The organism is Paenibacillus sp. strain BS8-2 (assembly GCF_054483835.1).
On record NZ_CM137010.1, the window covers coordinates 6066666 to 6082450 of the forward strand.

General features: G+C 48.7%; 15 protein-coding genes. 2 read left to right on the forward strand and 13 right to left on the reverse strand.

Going from position 1 to position 15785, the window contains the following annotated elements:
* Window positions 1–75: 75 nt before the first annotated feature.
* From ACX1C1_RS26235 to ACX1C1_RS26265, 7 genes are all read right to left on the reverse strand, one after another.
* Window positions 76–1623, reverse strand: coding sequence for a trypsin-like peptidase domain-containing protein (locus ACX1C1_RS26235; RefSeq protein ID WP_458955052.1), 1548 nt, complete (start codon window positions 1621–1623; stop codon window positions 76–78).
* 120 nt (window positions 1624–1743) lie between these two features.
* A complete protein-coding gene (locus ACX1C1_RS26240) occupies window positions 1744–3252 on the reverse strand; it encodes a methyl-accepting chemotaxis protein (RefSeq protein WP_458955053.1) in 1509 nt (502 codons plus the stop codon).
* A gap of 88 nt (window positions 3253–3340) precedes the next feature.
* On the reverse strand, window positions 3341–4918 hold the full coding sequence (locus ACX1C1_RS26245) for a glycosyltransferase family 39 protein (protein ID WP_458955054.1): 1578 nt from the start codon (window positions 4916–4918) through the stop codon (window positions 3341–3343).
* 40 nt (window positions 4919–4958) lie between these two features.
* On the reverse strand, window positions 4959–5519 hold the full coding sequence (locus ACX1C1_RS26250; RefSeq protein ID WP_458955055.1) for a GNAT family N-acetyltransferase: 561 nt from the start codon (window positions 5517–5519) through the stop codon (window positions 4959–4961).
* 123 nt (window positions 5520–5642) lie between these two features.
* Window positions 5643–6149, reverse strand: coding sequence for a ferritin (locus tag ACX1C1_RS26255; RefSeq protein WP_458955056.1), 507 nt, complete (start codon window positions 6147–6149; stop codon window positions 5643–5645).
* 95 nt (window positions 6150–6244) lie between these two features.
* Window positions 6245–6466, reverse strand: a complete 222-nt coding sequence (locus ACX1C1_RS26260; protein WP_458955057.1) for a DUF1450 domain-containing protein — start codon at window positions 6464–6466, stop codon at window positions 6245–6247.
* 160 nt (window positions 6467–6626) lie between these two features.
* Window positions 6627–8048 carry a S41 family peptidase gene (locus ACX1C1_RS26265; protein WP_458955058.1) on the reverse strand — a complete coding sequence of 474 codons (1422 nt, stop codon included), beginning with the start codon at window positions 8046–8048 and terminating at the stop codon, window positions 6627–6629.
* Between the two features lie 100 nt (window positions 8049–8148).
* On the opposite strand from ACX1C1_RS26265, the gene ACX1C1_RS26270 reads away from it, so the two are divergent.
* Window positions 8149–8949, forward strand: a complete 801-nt coding sequence (locus tag ACX1C1_RS26270; RefSeq protein ID WP_458955059.1) for a Cof-type HAD-IIB family hydrolase — start codon at window positions 8149–8151, stop codon at window positions 8947–8949.
* 91 nt (window positions 8950–9040) lie between these two features.
* Entirely contained in the window at window positions 9041–9244 is a 204-nt protein-coding gene (locus tag ACX1C1_RS26275) for a cysteine-rich CWC family protein (protein ID WP_458955060.1), read from the forward strand.
* Here the strand turns inward: ACX1C1_RS26275 and ACX1C1_RS26280 are convergent.
* The 6 genes from ACX1C1_RS26280 to fur form a co-directional block, all read right to left on the reverse strand.
* Window positions 9233–9895: an ABC transporter ATP-binding protein gene (locus ACX1C1_RS26280; RefSeq protein ID WP_458955061.1), complete on the reverse strand. Its 663-nt coding sequence runs from the start codon at window positions 9893–9895 to the stop codon at window positions 9233–9235. The genes ACX1C1_RS26275 and ACX1C1_RS26280 overlap by 12 nt on opposite strands.
* Window positions 9892–11538, reverse strand: coding sequence for an ABC transporter permease (locus ACX1C1_RS26285; RefSeq protein ID WP_458955062.1), 1647 nt, complete (start codon window positions 11536–11538; stop codon window positions 9892–9894). Before ACX1C1_RS26285 ends, ACX1C1_RS26280 begins: the two co-directional genes overlap by 4 nt.
* Before the next feature lies 1 nt (window position 11539).
* Entirely contained in the window at window positions 11540–12628 is a 1089-nt protein-coding gene (locus tag ACX1C1_RS26290) for a Fe(3+) ABC transporter substrate-binding protein (protein ID WP_458955063.1), read from the reverse strand.
* A 102-nt stretch (window positions 12629–12730) separates the two neighbouring features.
* A complete protein-coding gene (locus tag ACX1C1_RS26295) occupies window positions 12731–14164 on the reverse strand; it encodes a HAMP domain-containing sensor histidine kinase (RefSeq protein ID WP_458955064.1) in 1434 nt (477 codons plus the stop codon).
* Window positions 14161–14835, reverse strand: coding sequence for a response regulator transcription factor (locus ACX1C1_RS26300; protein ID WP_458955065.1), 675 nt, complete (start codon window positions 14833–14835; stop codon window positions 14161–14163). The genes ACX1C1_RS26295 and ACX1C1_RS26300 overlap by 4 nt, the downstream gene beginning before the upstream one ends.
* A gap of 186 nt (window positions 14836–15021) precedes the next feature.
* Complete coding sequence (fur, locus tag ACX1C1_RS26305; protein WP_458955066.1) at window positions 15022–15498, reverse strand: ferric iron uptake transcriptional regulator; 477 nt, start codon at window positions 15496–15498, stop codon at window positions 15022–15024.
* Window positions 15499–15785: the final 287 nt, after the last annotated feature.

The window sequence follows — 15785 nt, forward strand, 5'->3', positions numbered from 1 at the left end:
ACCGGACTTCCCTGCAAAATAGAAGCAGGCGCCAACCCACCGCTTATCGCGTGGTCGCGCCTGCTTGATCCGTCATTATACTTTTGTTCTGATGTACATTTGATCCTTCAACTGCATATCGATCACGGTATGTCTGACACGCCATTTGCCATCTCCGACATTCGTAACCTCGCTTTGGGCAAAGCCGCGCGGCTGGAAGCCGTAATCGCGTTCGAAAGAAATCAGCACCTGAATTTTGTCATCCGGCAACATACCATGGAATTCTTGGCCCAGCTGGATCGTCCATAGCTTTAGCTCGTCTTCGACACTCTTGGCATAATATAAGTAGAATAGCGGATCGATATTCGCCTTCAGAACGAGCCATCCCTCTGCATCTCGCTCAGCTTCCCATCTCGTCAATTCCGCAACTCCCATCGAAGTTGGAATAGAGGAGAACTCCTTCTTGAGAAGCTTCTCGATATCGATCAACGGCGTACCTACAAGCGAATCCGGCAGCGCCTGTGCAAGGAACTTAGCATCTTTTATTTTGGCGTCCGTTACTTGACCTAGCAGCATAGAAGCATGGAATCCCGAAACCGCAAAGTTTAGATCAGCCATACTATTATCGTATCCCGCCGAAGTCGTGCCTATAAACTGGCCATATTCGTTGAATAATGCTCCTCCGGAGCTGCCGTGATCCGTCTGGGCATTGAATTGGATCCAGCTGACGCCGCCCTCAAAGCTGAGGTTGCTAATTAATCCTTCAGAGACTGTATTCTGCAGCCCAAGCGGACTACCGATCGCGACGACCTTGTCTCCCTTATCCGCGACAAAGTCGTATGTGAGCTCCACCGGCATCAGCTCATGCGGTTTCGTTGTGCGTATAATTGCCAAATCCGCTGCTTCGTTGTATGCGACCACGCCTTTTACGTCCATCTCATCCGAGAAGATATCGTAGACAGTTGCGGAAGTTGCATCTTCGATAACGTGGTAGTTGGTAAGAATTAAATCATCGCCAATGGCAATGCCGCTTCCTTGCGCTTTGTTCGTCATAATCATAACAACGCTGCCATCATAGAGATTGACGATTTCTTTGGCCGTCAGCTTCGGAAGCTCGGGAGCCGTGCCCTCATCCTCATTGGCGAGTGTGTCCGCATATCGCCAGGTCTCGAGCTTGATCGCGTTCTTGGCGCCATCCCACTTGACGGTCGTACCCAGTTGTTCGGCTATGAATCGAATGGGAACATAAGCTACTTCGTTCTGAATCATCGCTGGCGTCGACAAATAAACCGTCTTGCCATTAACAACGGCTTCCTTCTTGCCTGCAGCCATCGATAGCGTCAGGCTGCCGTAACGCACAATCATGGCGCCGCTCTTCGTCTCCAGGACCGATACTGCGCCGAGCGCATCCGCCAGCTCTTTCATTGGCGCAAGCGCAACGTTGTTTACTTGAACCAGAGGTGATGATAGCGTTAATTCCTTACCATCCACCCATAGCGACAATGTTTGCGTTTGTGCTTGAGCCGTTACCGGTTTCAGCGCTGCCGCATAGATTTGACCTCCCGACAGATTCAGCGGTGTCAACAATAATCCGGCTGCCACCATCGTACATACTGCTGCTTTATACCAAGTCGTGAACTTCATTTGTTTCTCCTCCAAATCTCCCATATAAAACTAAGCCATATCCGTTTTATCCTATCATCCTTATTTTGGTATGTCTATCATTTCTTGATATTATCAGACTCTCGCAAGTAGAAGTGAATTTTAACGCGCTGACGCCGACTTTGCCACTTGTGTCAGCTGATCACCAAGCAGCTTTATATTCTGCATCAGCTCAGCGATTCCGTTCATATTGGCACCTTGTTCCTCAATAGCAGCCAACACTTCCTCCGTCGAAGCGGCTTGTTGCTGAGTAATACTTGCAATGTTCTCCGCTTGGCGCGCAATCACATCGAACCGCTCGTTAATTCCTTTGACTAGCTCCGTTTCGGCTTGCATACCTTCCTCGGTCAATTGGAACGATTGTTTGACCGCCTGGAATTCATTTGTCAGCTCACTCACTACGCTCTTGCTCGCCTGCAGCGCGGCTTGTCCCCGCTCTGCTTGCACAACGGTTTGAGACATCTCATGCGTCAGACGGCCTAGAATCTGTTGAATATTCTGGACGGTCACGCCTGATTGTTCAGCCAGCTTACGCACTTCACCAGCAACTACAGCGAAACCTCTACCGTATTCACCAGCTCTAGCCGCTTCAATAGAAGCGTTAAGCGCAAGAAGATTCGTCTGGCTCGCCACATCAACGATCGTGCCCAGATAACCAACGATCTCCTCGAAGCTGCCTTGCAGCTTGCGAACCGTTGCCAGAGAAGCATCGACAGAGCCTTCGAGCGTATTCATCCCGTCGTTCATTTCTACCAGCTTTATCCCGCTTCGCTCCAGGTTTCCGACGACTTGCGCCGCACTAGCCTGCACTTCTTCAATAATCGCAAAAGCTTGCTTCACGAGATGAGAGGAGTCACCCATCTTGTCGTTGATGTCGCTGACGCCCTCTGCCTGCGAGCCGATTCCGGCTGCCATCTCCCGCATGGCAATCGTTACGCCGCCGCTCGACTCGCGAGCGGATTGCACATTGGCATTCACATTCGTAATCGTCAAAGAAAGCTCGGCCGCACTGTTCTCCAGCTGATGAACAGTCCCCTCTAGACCGACAAGAAGCGCTCCTACCTGAGCTTCCTTGTTAGCAGCATTGTCGACCAGCTCCCTGCCCCATTTCATCAATAAATAGATGAGACATAACATCCCGTTGAGCAGGACAAATATATTGATATACAACGTTGGCTTCGCGGTACCAACGATTGTCGAGGCGTCTGTAATAAACATAGTCAGCATGACAACATTCACGATAATGCCATAATATAATACGTTTCTCTTGTCAAAATAAAGAGCGATCATAGCTACCGACGCAAACAATATAAAGAAATTGCTGAGAGAGAAGCCGTCAAGTAAATTGAGCATTAGACCCACCACGGCTGGCACGACACCGAATACGAGCGACTTATATCGATCATGAATAAAAGGCAAAAAATAAACGAGCGTCACGATTATGCCAATCGGCAGCCCATCAATTAAATTCGACACGAACGAATCGAATCCACTGACGAGAAGGGATTGCACGACAATAATAAAAATGATCGACCACATCATAATTAGATTGACTCTATGCACTTTTTTTACATTGTAGGACTGATCTCCTTGCGACTTGACTGTTTCCATAATAGGTTGTCTCCCCCTGGTATAGGCTTGCTCTATGTTGAATATTCTTAACCCTATTTATATCGGCAGATTTAATCATGAACTAGAGTTAATTGGAGGAAGTTTCCTTGAAAACCGAAAAAAGTTTGAACCGTTGAACTTCGAAGTTTTCGGCCGTTGCATCTGGCCGCAGCTCGTCATTGCGAAGCACGTAAACAGCGCCAGTCCCAAGCTCAGGAACATAGCTCCCGAACTGATATCTGTCGAACTTGCTAACCTGCTGGAACGGCGCTCCAGGATTGGCGTATTCCACACTCTGCTGGAAAGTTTCCGGCTCGATTTTTTCGTAAAACAATACATATATGTAGGGCATATTGACTTTGTCTGTCACATAAACGGGACCGTCACTGGCATCCGAGGCGTACCGAATGGCTTCGCCAAACGACTCGTAGAAGTACGGAGATATCTCTTCTGGATACTTCGTAAAGTAATGCCACCCGAACATCCCGAATACAATCGTAAATGCTGCAACGGATACCTTGAACGAATGGCGAATGTTTTCAGCGCACCATACGAGCCCCACGGTTGTGATCAGTATGATCGGGAAAATAATAATGTTGATTCGATTCATATTAATCTCCATGATTAGCGCCATCAAACTTGCTGTCAGGAACCAAATTAAAGTAACGGCATGAGCTGCGCTTTTGATAACATTCGCCTTGGCGGCCATCACGCCGATCCCAATGATGAGGAATGGTAGGGCGATTGGATACAGGTAGCCGTACGCAGGAATGGCGTTCCAAGGTAGACCATCGGTTTGCGTAACAATAAGCTCAAACAGCTTGCCCGCCCGATTGACAAGCCCCTGCAGAACATGATCAGAGAACACCGACGATATTTGCTCTACTCGAGGTACGGTTAGCTTGGGAATCGTAAAGAAAGGTGTTATGATGTCCGCCTTACCGGCCCGGTTAATGAATAGGAATAACAGAATAGGCAAGGACAACACGACCAGCAGTCCCCCGTGGATCAACAGCAAGAGCGGTTTCAATCTTTTGGTCAACCACAGATAAATGGCTACAGCTGCAGCGAACACCGGTACAAAGAAATAGGCCGTCCCGTACGCATACATCGATAACGCCAGCAAAAAAGTAAAGCCGTAAAGCCAAAACGGCTTCTCCAGTCCTCGCAGCAGGCAATACACGGCAAGCAGCACAAGCGTAGGAAACAAATTAGACTCCAGAGCCCATCTGGACATCATGATGTGCCATGGGCTGATGACTGCCAAAAACAACGTGACAAGCGCGAATTTTTCGCTTCCGAACAACCTGCGGCCAACCCCATACATCGCGAGCATCCCAATCACGCCCATAACCATACTAAGAGCACGAATAGTCCATACATGAAGTCCGAACAAGGAGATAAAGGGCATGGACAAATAGGCGTAAAGCGCATTCTGTCCGCTCCCCCATGCGATCAAATGCACAGGAAGACTGACTCCATTCCGATCCATTCCGTAGTGAAGTATCGCGTATGCATCATATCCCACCGATGCTTCATCCTGGTTGAGTCCCGGCGGTATGAGGCCGCCATGCCATATACGGACGACTGTGCCGACCATTAACAACAGAATAAGGATGTAATTGCTTAGAACCCACTTCCATGCTTTTTCCCCGAAGATCTTCAACTCGTTATCCCCCGTCGTGTCTACTAGATAATCCTTTGTTTTATAGCTCTTTTATCATCCGCTTGTAGGCGCTGTCGCTTACGTTCCACAACCCGTCGTCGACAAAACCTAGCTTACGATACAAGCTGTATGCTCCATCATTGTAGGGCTCGACAATTAACGACAAGCGTATGAAGCCCGCTGCACGTCCGAATCTCTCAAATTCAGCAATCAACGACTTGGCAATACCTCTGCCGCGAAACCTCTCGTCCACTGCGATTGAATCGAGATAATAGTCGCCGTCCTTACATTCTGTCACGACAGCAGCAGCAGCTTCCTCCCCGTACAGACGTTGCAGCCGTTCCCGAATCTCCTTGTCAAGCTCATCCGCCTTGTCGCCGGAATACGCGATCAACATACCGGCAATGACTCCCTCTTGCCGATCCACTATTATATTGCGATAGCTGAGCCGGCTGTTGTCTCCAGCGATATACGCGCGTAAGACGCTGCGTGTTAAAACTTCATCTTTCGAGCCTGACAATGTATATGCGATATTGCCGATCGCGGATAACAAGAGTGGCAGCAGCTCATCAGCATCATGAATTGCAGCTTTTTCCATCATATAACACATCTCCTTTAACTGAATAGATACTACTGTGTACAAATAAAGCCGCCCCCCGCATGAGATCCATGCTTAGGAGCGGCTCTATGGTAATATTCCACAACATTCATTCGTTTATATCGCTTATTCTCCAGCAGGAGGCGTAAACGAGCGACCTGCAAACTCAGCATCCAGCATATAGAATGCGTTGCTGTCCTTATCAATGCGCTTGAGCTTGTTAATAATGCTGTCGAACAACGCTTCTTCTTCGACCTGCTCGTCAATAAACCACTTCAGGAAGTTGATCGTCGCATGCTCACGGTCGTTCATTGCAAGGTCGGACAGCTTATAGAATCGTTCCGTGTTCTGTTGCTCGTGCTTATATCCTTGCTCAAAAGCATGCAGGATGGATTCGTAATCGTTATTAGGCTCCGGCAGCGCATCAAGAGTTGCGCGACGACCGCGATCGTTCAGGAACTTATAGATTTTCATAGCATGGAACCGTTCTTCTTCTGCTTGCACGATGAAGAAATTAGCGAAGCCGTCTAGGCTGTCTCCCGAGCAGTAAGCCGCCATTGCCAGATACACATGAGCGGAGTAGAACTCGAAGTTCATCTGTTCGTTTAGTGCTTGAGCCAAAGAATCTTTCATAATGATGTGCACCTCGCTTTCTTATTTGTACTTATTCTAACATAAAAATAAGAGGCGGCAAATGGCCGCCCCTCCTATATTTTCCAACATTAATGTTATCCAATCATTTTTTTCAAGCGTTTATACAATTGATCGGGTGTTGGAGCGCTGATTGTCTTGGACTTGATGACTACAAAACATTCCAACTTGCAGGTCTTGCAATTGCCCAAGCAATCACTTTTTTTCCGTTTGATCTCGGGATACTTCTCCTTCATCGTCTTATAAACCGACTTGGAGCTGAGCTTCAAGTTGCGCTTGCAATATTTGATCTTCTTCATGAATCCACCCCGAGTCGTCCAGATAAACAACCTTTGATAATCGCTCTCATTAAGATGATAGTAATTATCATTCCCGTTGTCAAGCAAAACATGAAGAGAGGCAGTACACCTCCTTATCCAAGGAAGTGACTGCCTCTTTCGGGTAACAATACTGAGAGCGCTATTGAGCTTTCAACAATTCGATTCCCTTCTGCTGCTGGGTATCTTCCTTAGTCAGCTTCTCCCGTAACAGCTCGATCAATTTGTAGCTTGTCGCATCAGCGAATTGACCGCTCACCGTTAATCCGTTCTCGCTCTGGAACTTTTGCAGCGCAGACTCCGTATCCGCATCAAACAATCCGTCTTGACCCACCGGTTCATATCCGAGCGTCTTCAACATCCGTTGCAGCAGCTTCACCTCATCGCCATAGCTGCCCTTGGCAAGCTCGGTGCCGAGCGGAGGCTGATGGATCGTTGCGTATTCCGGCAGCTCGACGACATAATCCGGCGTGACACCCTGTTTGTTGATCCATGTGCCGCCAGGCGTCTTCCACTGCGCCTCTGTCAGACTGATGACAGATCCGTCGCTATACTGTTTGAAGCCCTGCACAACGCCTTTCCCGTACGTCTTCTCTCCGACGAGCAATGCGCCAGCCGATTCCTTGAGCGCGGATGCCATCACTTCGCTCGCGCTGGCCGAACGCCCATTGACCAACACGACGACAGGCAACGTCCAAGGTTCCGTTTGCTTGGATCTTAGTGTCGCGATTCTCCGCTCATTTTTGTAGACGATATCGAGAATTTTTTTGTCCTTCGGAATCAGGATGTTGGCGATCTCAGTTGTGGATTGCAAGAGCCCTCCCGGATTCGAACGCAGATCCAACAGCAGCCCCTTAAGCTCTCCTTCCGCCTTCAACTTGTCGAGCTCAGCTTTAAACTCCTTCCCTGTCTCCTCGGCGAAGCGGCTAATTGTAATTAAACCTATGCCGTCTTCAAGCCGCTCAGACGTAACCGTGTGAACTGGGATGGCCGCACGTATCATCGTAAATTCAAGCGGTTCCTTCTCGCTTGACCTCAGTACCCGCAGCCGAATCGTCGTGCCTTCGTCTCCGCGTACAACGCCTAGCAGATCCTGCATCGACTTCCCTGTCATATCCTTATCGTCCACCGCAAGAATAACATCACCGGACATTAGTCCCGCCCGCTCGGCAGGCGTATCCTTGATGACATGGCTGATCATAACCTTGCCATCCTCTTGTTTCATCTCCGCTCCAATCCCGTAGAATTGCCCTTCGTACGAGTCCGTGTAAGCTTTGCCTTTGTCGCCAGCCATATAGCTAGAGTATGGATCATCGAGTGAAGCGACCATTCCAGTGGCAGCCCCATGTATAAGCTGTTCAGCTGTGACATCGTTCAGATAATCATTTAGAACATGACTATACGAATCGCTGAATTGTTTGAACAGAGGCTCCTTAATAATGGGATAACGTGTTCCTGTAAATAACATGCCGAGTATAAAGCCCGCAGCCAATAACAGAATCGCCCCGATAGCGTAGACGGCGCCGGAGCGCTCCTTTACGGGTCTTGACGGATAATTGTTCATGTGAGTTCTCCTTGTATGTGGGCTGGAATTTCGCTACAATCAACTTGATTATGAAGATACAGACTAGGACTGGATTGCCGAGAGGAGCCTTATCGTACTTATGTATAAGTTGATTGCCATTGATGTAGATGACACCCTACTGACGGACGACTTGATCGTAACGGATGAAACACGCAAAGCTATGGAAGCTGCTATCGCCGCAGGCGTTACCGTTACACTCGCAACCGGTCGCATGTTCGCCTCGGCGCAGAAGATTGCTCGCCAGATCGAACTTAATGTACCTATTATCACGTATCAGGGAGCGCTAGTCAAAACGCTGCTGGACGGCCAAGTGCTTTACGAACGTAACGTACCGTCTGACGCCGCCCAAGAGCTTCATGACTATTGCGTCAAGCATGGGCTTCATCTGCAATTGTACGTGGATGACGAATTATTCGGCACAGAAGACAATGACCGGATCAAAGCCTATTCCAAGCTGTCCAATATCCCCTACAGAATCGAACCCGACTTCGATCAATTAATTACGAAGCCTCTCAATAAGATGCTCGTCATCGACGATCCTGCACGTCTCGATGCCATCGCGCTTGAGCTGGCGCCGGTCCTTGGAGATCGATTGCATATCACCAAATCCAAAGCCCACTATCTAGAGTTTATGCATAAGGAAGGCACGAAAGGACATGCATTGCAATTTATGGCAGAGCATCTCGGCTGTACGATGGAACAGACCATCGCCATGGGAGATGCATGGAATGACCGCGAGATGATCCAAGCCGCCGGACTCGGCGTCGCAATGGGTAATGCCATCGATGCACTAAAGGAAATTGCTGATTACGTCACATTCTCCAATAACGAAGAAGGCGTAAGCCATGTTATCCATAAATTTGTTCTGGACGCGAAATAACAGCATGCAACGACAACAAGACTGGCCCTATGACAATAACGTCTCAGGGCCAGTCTAAAGGAAGGGGCTGTATACCATCAATATTCAACAGATGTGTCCGCTCTGCGGGCAAAACAATGACTGCGCGATGGAACGATCTGCTGACGCGCAGGATTGCTGGTGCACAGGCGTCTCGATACCCCCTGAGCTTCTTGCGGCAATCCCGCGCTCGCTTATCGGCATTAACTGTATCTGTCACGCCTGCGTTACACGATTCCACGAGCATGGCTCATGGGAACAGAAGTCAACACGCTGAAATCATCTCCGGCATGCGGACGATCCGGTCACAGATCGTCTCCGCATCTTCCGTATCATGAGTCACCAATATGGAGGTCATGCCAGATGTCCTCAATAATTGATGAAGCTCCAGCCGGATATCACTCTTGAGATCGGCATCCAAATTACTGAATGGCTCATCCATCAACAGTAACTGCGGCTTGGGCGAGAGCGCTCTGGCGAATGCCACTCGTTGCTGCTGGCCGCCGCTAAGCTCATGGGGATACCTTGCCCCATACCCGGACAGTTGGATCAATTCCAGCATCTCGTCCACCCTTGCTCCGCGTTCTGTACGCGATAATCCCCTCAGACCGAAAGCTATATTCGAAGCAACTGTCATATGGGGGAATAGCGCATAATCCTGAAATACCATCCCCACGCCTCGTCGTTCCGGCTGTACGAAACAACCGCCTCCCACCATAACGACTCCGTTAATAACGATCTCGCCATCGTAAGGGTTCTCAAGTCCCGCAATTAGACGGAGCAGTGTACTCTTGCCACTTCCACTTCTTCCGAGAAGCCCTACTGTCTCACCTTTGTTGATCGCGAGCGTGAATCCGCTCAGGACATCAGCCCGTTGCCCCCCTCCCTCGTAAGTGTAAGAGAGGTTATTCATCATCACGTACGTCATCCTTTCTCCCCCCTCTCGATGACATGATAGAAGGATACAGATAGAATACCAAGAGCTATAATTAGGAGCGAGGGCAAAGATGCTTGTTGTATTTGCTCATCACTGGCGTATTGATATGCCTTGGTCGCTAACGTATCGAAGTTAAATGGTCTGAGCAGCAGAGTCAGCGGCAATTCCTTCACAACTTCCAGGAACGTCATGACGGCTCCCGTCAGAATCACTCCCTTAAGGAGGGGAGCCTCTACTTTGAAGAACGTGCGAGTCACGCCGTTACCTAACAATCTCGAAGCTTCGGCATACCTCGTTCCCACACGATCATAACCGGCATCTACGGCATTAAAGCCGATAGCCAAAAAACGTACGAAGCAAGCGAAGATTAACATGACCAGTGACATGCTGAGCACCAGCTTCCCCGAATCCAGTCCTAACAAAACATAAATGGCAGACATAGCGTTATCAATAGACAAGAACAGGGCTAACACACCAATCGCGAGGACTGCCCCAGGCATGGAATACCCCATCGACAGCAGCTTGCTTCCTGCCATACTCCATCCGCTGCGCCACATCCGCAAAGAATTGGCCGCAATGACAGACATCGCCATAATCAGGATTACCGTTATAACGGAGACGAGCAGTGTATTTCCGACCATCGAAGGAAATCTGTCATTCCAGACATCTCCGAATGTCCATGTCAGCCAAACGGCCAATTGCGCTACAGGTATGAAGAATGACAAAGCCAACACCATACCGCACAGAGTGAATGCCCCTACAGCAGAAAGTCCATGCAGCCTTGTTCGTCGAATCGTAGTGCTGCGATTAGCCGCTGCATGGTATCGCTTGCGTCTTCTAATCAGCCGTTCGATAACAAAAACTCCGATCAAGACGCTCATAAGCGCACCTGCAAGACGAATTGCCGATTCCAGATCATACATCCCGAACCAGGTCTTGAAGATAGCGACCGTTAATGTTTGGATGCCGAAGTGCTTGGCTACTCCATAATCGTTAAGCACCTCAAACGCGACAAGGCTAGCTCCTCCTACAATGGCTCCTTGCGATAACGGCAGCACCACCCGAAGGAAAATGAATATTGGCCGCTCACCAAGTAACCTAGCATTCTCTATATAAGTCGCACTATGTTTCTCCAGGAACGACTTGGTCATCAGATACACGTAAGGGAACAAAAAGAAGGCGAAAATAAAAATGGCGCCTTTCATCGACATCATGTCAAAATAACGTTGATCAAAACTCAGCCCCAAGCTGTTCCGCAGCAGTCTCTGCACCGTGCCTGTGTAGCTGAACATATCGCCATATGTGTAAGCAGCAATATAGGGAGGAATCGCAAGCGGGAGCACCAACATGGTAGAAAAAAACTTCCTCATCGGGAAGTCATATGCGGCAATGAGCCACGCAAGCGTAACGCCTAACAAGATGCTCAACAGGACAGCTCCAGCTGCCAGCAACAAGGATTCGAGAATATGACTGGGAAGCACATACGTACGGATATGCGGCCAGTTCTCCCCTGGCTTGCCCCAGAGCCCGCTCAAAATATAAAGAGACGGAAGAAGGGCTGCTAGAGCCCCTATTCCGCTTATTACGATCCACGCGTTCCATCTTTGTTTCAGCTTTTGAAACCAGAAGGTCATCTTATTTCCAGCCTACTTTGTTCATAAGCTCCGTCGCCGCTTTGTTGTTCTCTCCCAGCTTCGCGAAATCGATGCTTTGCGTTTTGAACGTTCCCCATTGCGTTAACAGTTCGGGAAGCGCCGATTCTTTGTTGACAGGGAACTCGAAGCTGCCGCTTGTCAGCATCTCTTGGCCATCTTTGCTCGTCATATATTCGACCAGCTTAAGCGCATTATCCTTGTTCTTCGAGTGTGCAGCCAAGCCGATACCACTGATGTTCAAATGAGTACCCGTAGTCTCTTGGTTGGGAAAGAACACGCCGATGCTCTCCGCTACCTTCACTTCCTCCGCGTCTTTCGATTGCAGCATTTGACCAACATAATACGTATTCATAATCGCAACATCAGCGATTCCCGCGGCAATCCCCTTCGCTTGATCGCGGTCTCCTCCTTCCGGATCACGCGCCAAGTTTGCTACAAGCCCTTGTGCCCACTTCTCAGTCGCCTCTTCGCCATTAAGCTCGATCATCGAAGCAACAAGTGATTGGTTGTAGAGATTACTCGATGAGCGGACAAGCACTTTGCCCTTCCATTGTTCTTCCGCAAGCGCCTCGTAGGTAGATAATTGCTCTGGTTTCACGCGTTCCTTATCGTATACAATGACGCGTGCTCGTGTCGCAAGTCCAACCCATTGATTCTCAGAGTCGCGCAAATTCTCCGGCACATTGTTGAGTATGACATCTGATTCGATCGGTTGAAGTACTCCATTCTCCTTGGCATAATTCAGGACACCGCCATCGACTGTGATGAACAAGTCTGCTTCGGTGCTTTCGCCTTCCCGTTTCATACGTTCTACGAGCTCTTCCGCTGTGCCTTTGATTTCATTGACGGTGATGCCGGTATCTTTCTCGAATTTGTCGAACATCGCAAAATCGATATCGTAGTGGCGAGCCGTAAAGACATTTACAGCCCCTTTGTTTCCACCTGTCTGAACGGTACCCTCGCTAGATTGCTTTTCATTGGCATTGGAGCTGTTGCTCCCGCAGGCTCCTAATATCATAGATGCTCCAAGTATGATTGTCGCCGCGCCTGTTATGTACTTTTTATTCATTTTCTTCGTCCCTCTCATTTCGTATCGATTAATTGTGATAATGAATATCATTACCACCTTATTGTAGCGAACAATAATGAGAAAACGCTGTGAAAAATAAATTTATATGAAAAGAAGCTCCACAACTACTTTTGTCCCTTCGCCTACAGTGCTTTCCAAGCGAATATCGCCGCCATGATTGCGAACAAGTGACCTGGCGATGGGCAAACCCAGACCATAGCCCCCCTTGCCGCCGCTTCTCGCTTTGTCTGCACGATAAAAGCGGTCCCAGACTCGCGGCAGATCCTCTTGCGTAATGCCGATCCCTTGATCTTCGACCGTAATAACGGCCGAAGTCCCTCTAGAATAAGCGGCAACGGATATCTTCCTGCCTCCTCCGGAGTATTTGACCGCATTATCAAGCAGAATATGGATCAATTGAGCAAGCTCATGTTCATCAAAAGCTATTATTGCGCCTTTTATTCCAGATACATCCACATCCCATTCGAAATCCGGATGCAGCCTCCTGCATTTCTCAACAGCCTCCTCTATTACGTCTGATGGTTGCTCGCACTGGATGCCGAGTGGATGACTGACGTCCGACTGCTCAGCCCTGGAGAGAACAAGTAGATGGTCAACAAGACGCTTCAGCCGCTGGATCTCCTCTGTAGATATCCGTAAGGCATTATCTAATACTTCAACGTCTGCTTTCCCCCATCGGCTCAGCATCCGAAGATGCCCTTCGACGATGGCAATTGGCGTGCGCAGTTCATGCGAGGCATCCTCTACAAAACGTTTTTGCTTATCGAAAGACTTCTCCACCTCGTCCATCATGCCATTAAATGTGGATTGCAGCGCCGTGATCTCATCCTTGGCAAGAGCTACAGGCATACGTTCCTGCAGTCCATTCTGTCTGACTCTGCTCATTGTCGCATTCATCGCACGCAAGGGGCGAATCAATCCGATTGCAAGTAATCTTCCGCCAGCTACGCTAATGATGACGGCAGCACAACAGCAGATCAACATTATCTTATAGAAGTGGGCAATTAACCGCTCCACCTCTTCCATGCTTCGCACCATCTCAATCGAGCCTTGAAAATTGAAGATCGTAATTGGACTTCGCAGAGCCAGCATCCCGGATTCATAATGCACCGAACCTAATTCCATGTTGGACCGCGGCAAGGTCTCTTCCCACCTGTCCGGCACATTGTCCGCAACAACGATTGCCGCTTCGCCTTGAGAGGATCGTAGAGTAATCATACCTCCCCGTACGTTCGCTCGCTCCAGATACAATCGAAGCTGCGTCTCATTGACGACAGAGATATCAATCTCCTTGGCTAGAAGCAGGTTCAGCAGTTCCCGCATATCTTGTCTGATCCTTACTTCTTCCTGTCCGATCATCCACCGTTCGACGAACACATATTGCGTTATATTGCTGAGTGACATAAGTAAGCTAAGCAGCGCGGCTGCCAGGAACGTCATTCGCCATGGAAAAGGCAGACGGCTCAATAACATCGGCAGCAGCCTCGAAGCATCCCATTTTCGCTGAGGCATCATTTGCGCATCACATAACCGATGCCTCTAATCGACTCAATGAGACTTGGCATGCCGGGTTTATCTATTTTATTACGTAAATATCGCACGTACACATCAACAACATTTCTGTCTACTACCGCCTCATATCCCCAGACCGTATCCAGAAGCTTCTCCCGCGACATCACTCGATTCGTATTCTTTAACAACGCCTCCAGAAGCTCGAACTCCCGTTTGGTGAGCTCGATTCTGTCTCCACCCTTTGTTACAGTACGCGAATTGCGTTCAAGCAGCACGTCTCCGCATGTCAGAGCTGAACCAGCCTCCATCGTTTCTGCTTGTCTGCGGAAGACAACACGAATTCTTGCGAGCAGCTCCTCAATTGCGAACGGCTTAGGCAAATAATCATCAGCTCCGCCATCCAGTCCAGAGACACGATCCGATACACTGTCTCTTGCCGTAATCATCATAATGGGTGTCTTTTTGTATTTGCGAATTTCTTTGCAGACTTCGGCCCCGTCCATACCAGGAAGCATTAGATCCAGCAGAATGAGATCCCATGATTCGGCAAGCGCATATTTTGCCCCCGCCATCCCGTCACGCGCTACCTCCACGCTAAAACCTTCATGCTGCAGCTCGAGTTCCAGAAAATTAGCATAATGCGCTTCATCCTCGATCAAGAGTATTCGTTTCATAGTAATGATCCCCCGTCCTTTATCGCATGTACATATATGATAATAGTTCTCATTTGTTTTGTGCAACCCTAAACAGCAAAAACCACATACGAGATCTCTCGTTTGTGGTTATTTGGAAATTAAAAAAAGACCTGTCCCCGGCATCGCCCGGTCAGGTCCTCTGCTCCATTATTGATGATCCAGGAATCAAGATACTGCCTTATTGCCCTTCTTGCAATCGTTATTCGAACATTCCTTGTAATTCCCGATGAAATCAAGCCTGTGATCCAGCACCTTGAAGCCGTACTCCCGCTCCAAACGTTCTTCTAGATCGGTCAACCAATCTTCTTTAATTTCTTTGAGCGTGCCGCATCGCTGACAGATCAAGTGATGGTGCATATGCTCCTGTCCTTCGCCGCGCAAGTCGTATCTTGCAACGCCATCTCCAAAGTTCATCTTCGCAACAACCTGAAGGTCCGCGAGCAACTCCAGTGTACGATATACCGTCGCTAAACCAATCTCCGGGAATTTCTCCTTAACGAGCATATAGACATCCTCTGCGCTTAAGTGATCCTGCTCATTCTCAAGCAGAACACGCACAATGATCTCCCTTTGCGTCGTCAGCTTGGATCCGTTCTCCATTAACGCTCGTTTAATTTTGTCGATCTCAGCCGAAACGTTCATTCTGTCTTGCTCCCTTCTGCCGAATGATCTCTATTGGGCTTTCCTTGTTGGAATGACAATGTTCAACCAAAATTTTCAATTGTTTAGAATAATTCTAATCTAATCGTAGACCATTTTCTTCGATAATGCAATCTCTATCTGCGAACGATGTCATCCGCTAACATATGTATTCAACGCTCCGTACGTGACATCCTCCTATTTTATAGCAATTTCTTCACCGACTCAAATAAAATGTTTGCGCTACCATCGTGGTGCCGGATATCCGGATTTCTATCTAAAATTAAAAA

Bases quoted from the DNA above. Each gene is read 5' to 3' on its own strand.
- ACX1C1_RS26235 (WP_458955052.1), bottom strand. From the start codon at position 1,623: ATGAAGTTCACGACTTGGTATAAAGCAGCAGTATGTACGATGGTGGCA.
- ACX1C1_RS26240 (WP_458955053.1), bottom strand. From the start codon at position 3,252: ATGGAAACAGTCAAGTCGCAAGGAGATCAGTCCTACAATGTAAAAAAA.
- ACX1C1_RS26250 (WP_458955055.1), bottom strand. From the start codon at position 5,519: ATGATGGAAAAAGCTGCAATTCATGATGCTGATGAGCTGCTGCCACTC.
- ACX1C1_RS26255 (WP_458955056.1), bottom strand. From the start codon at position 6,149: ATGAAAGATTCTTTGGCTCAAGCACTAAACGAACAGATGAACTTCGAG.
- ACX1C1_RS26260 (WP_458955057.1), bottom strand. From the start codon at position 6,466: ATGAAGAAGATCAAATATTGCAAGCGCAACTTGAAGCTCAGCTCCAAG.
- ACX1C1_RS26265 (WP_458955058.1), bottom strand. From the start codon at position 8,048: ATGAACAATTATCCGTCAAGACCCGTAAAGGAGCGCTCCGGCGCCGTC.
- ACX1C1_RS26270 (WP_458955059.1), top strand. From the start codon at position 8,149: ATGTATAAGTTGATTGCCATTGATGTAGATGACACCCTACTGACGGAC.
- ACX1C1_RS26275 (WP_458955060.1), top strand. From the start codon at position 9,041: ATGTGTCCGCTCTGCGGGCAAAACAATGACTGCGCGATGGAACGATCT.
- ACX1C1_RS26280 (WP_458955061.1), bottom strand. From the start codon at position 9,895: ATGACGTACGTGATGATGAATAACCTCTCTTACACTTACGAGGGAGGG.
- ACX1C1_RS26285 (WP_458955062.1), bottom strand. From the start codon at position 11,538: ATGACCTTCTGGTTTCAAAAGCTGAAACAAAGATGGAACGCGTGGATC.
- ACX1C1_RS26290 (WP_458955063.1), bottom strand. From the start codon at position 12,628: ATGAATAAAAAGTACATAACAGGCGCGGCGACAATCATACTTGGAGCA.
- ACX1C1_RS26295 (WP_458955064.1), bottom strand. From the start codon at position 14,164: ATGATGCCTCAGCGAAAATGGGATGCTTCGAGGCTGCTGCCGATGTTA.
- ACX1C1_RS26300 (WP_458955065.1), bottom strand. From the start codon at position 14,835: ATGAAACGAATACTCTTGATCGAGGATGAAGCGCATTATGCTAATTTT.
- fur (WP_458955066.1), bottom strand. From the start codon at position 15,498: ATGAACGTTTCGGCTGAGATCGACAAAATTAAACGAGCGTTAATGGAG.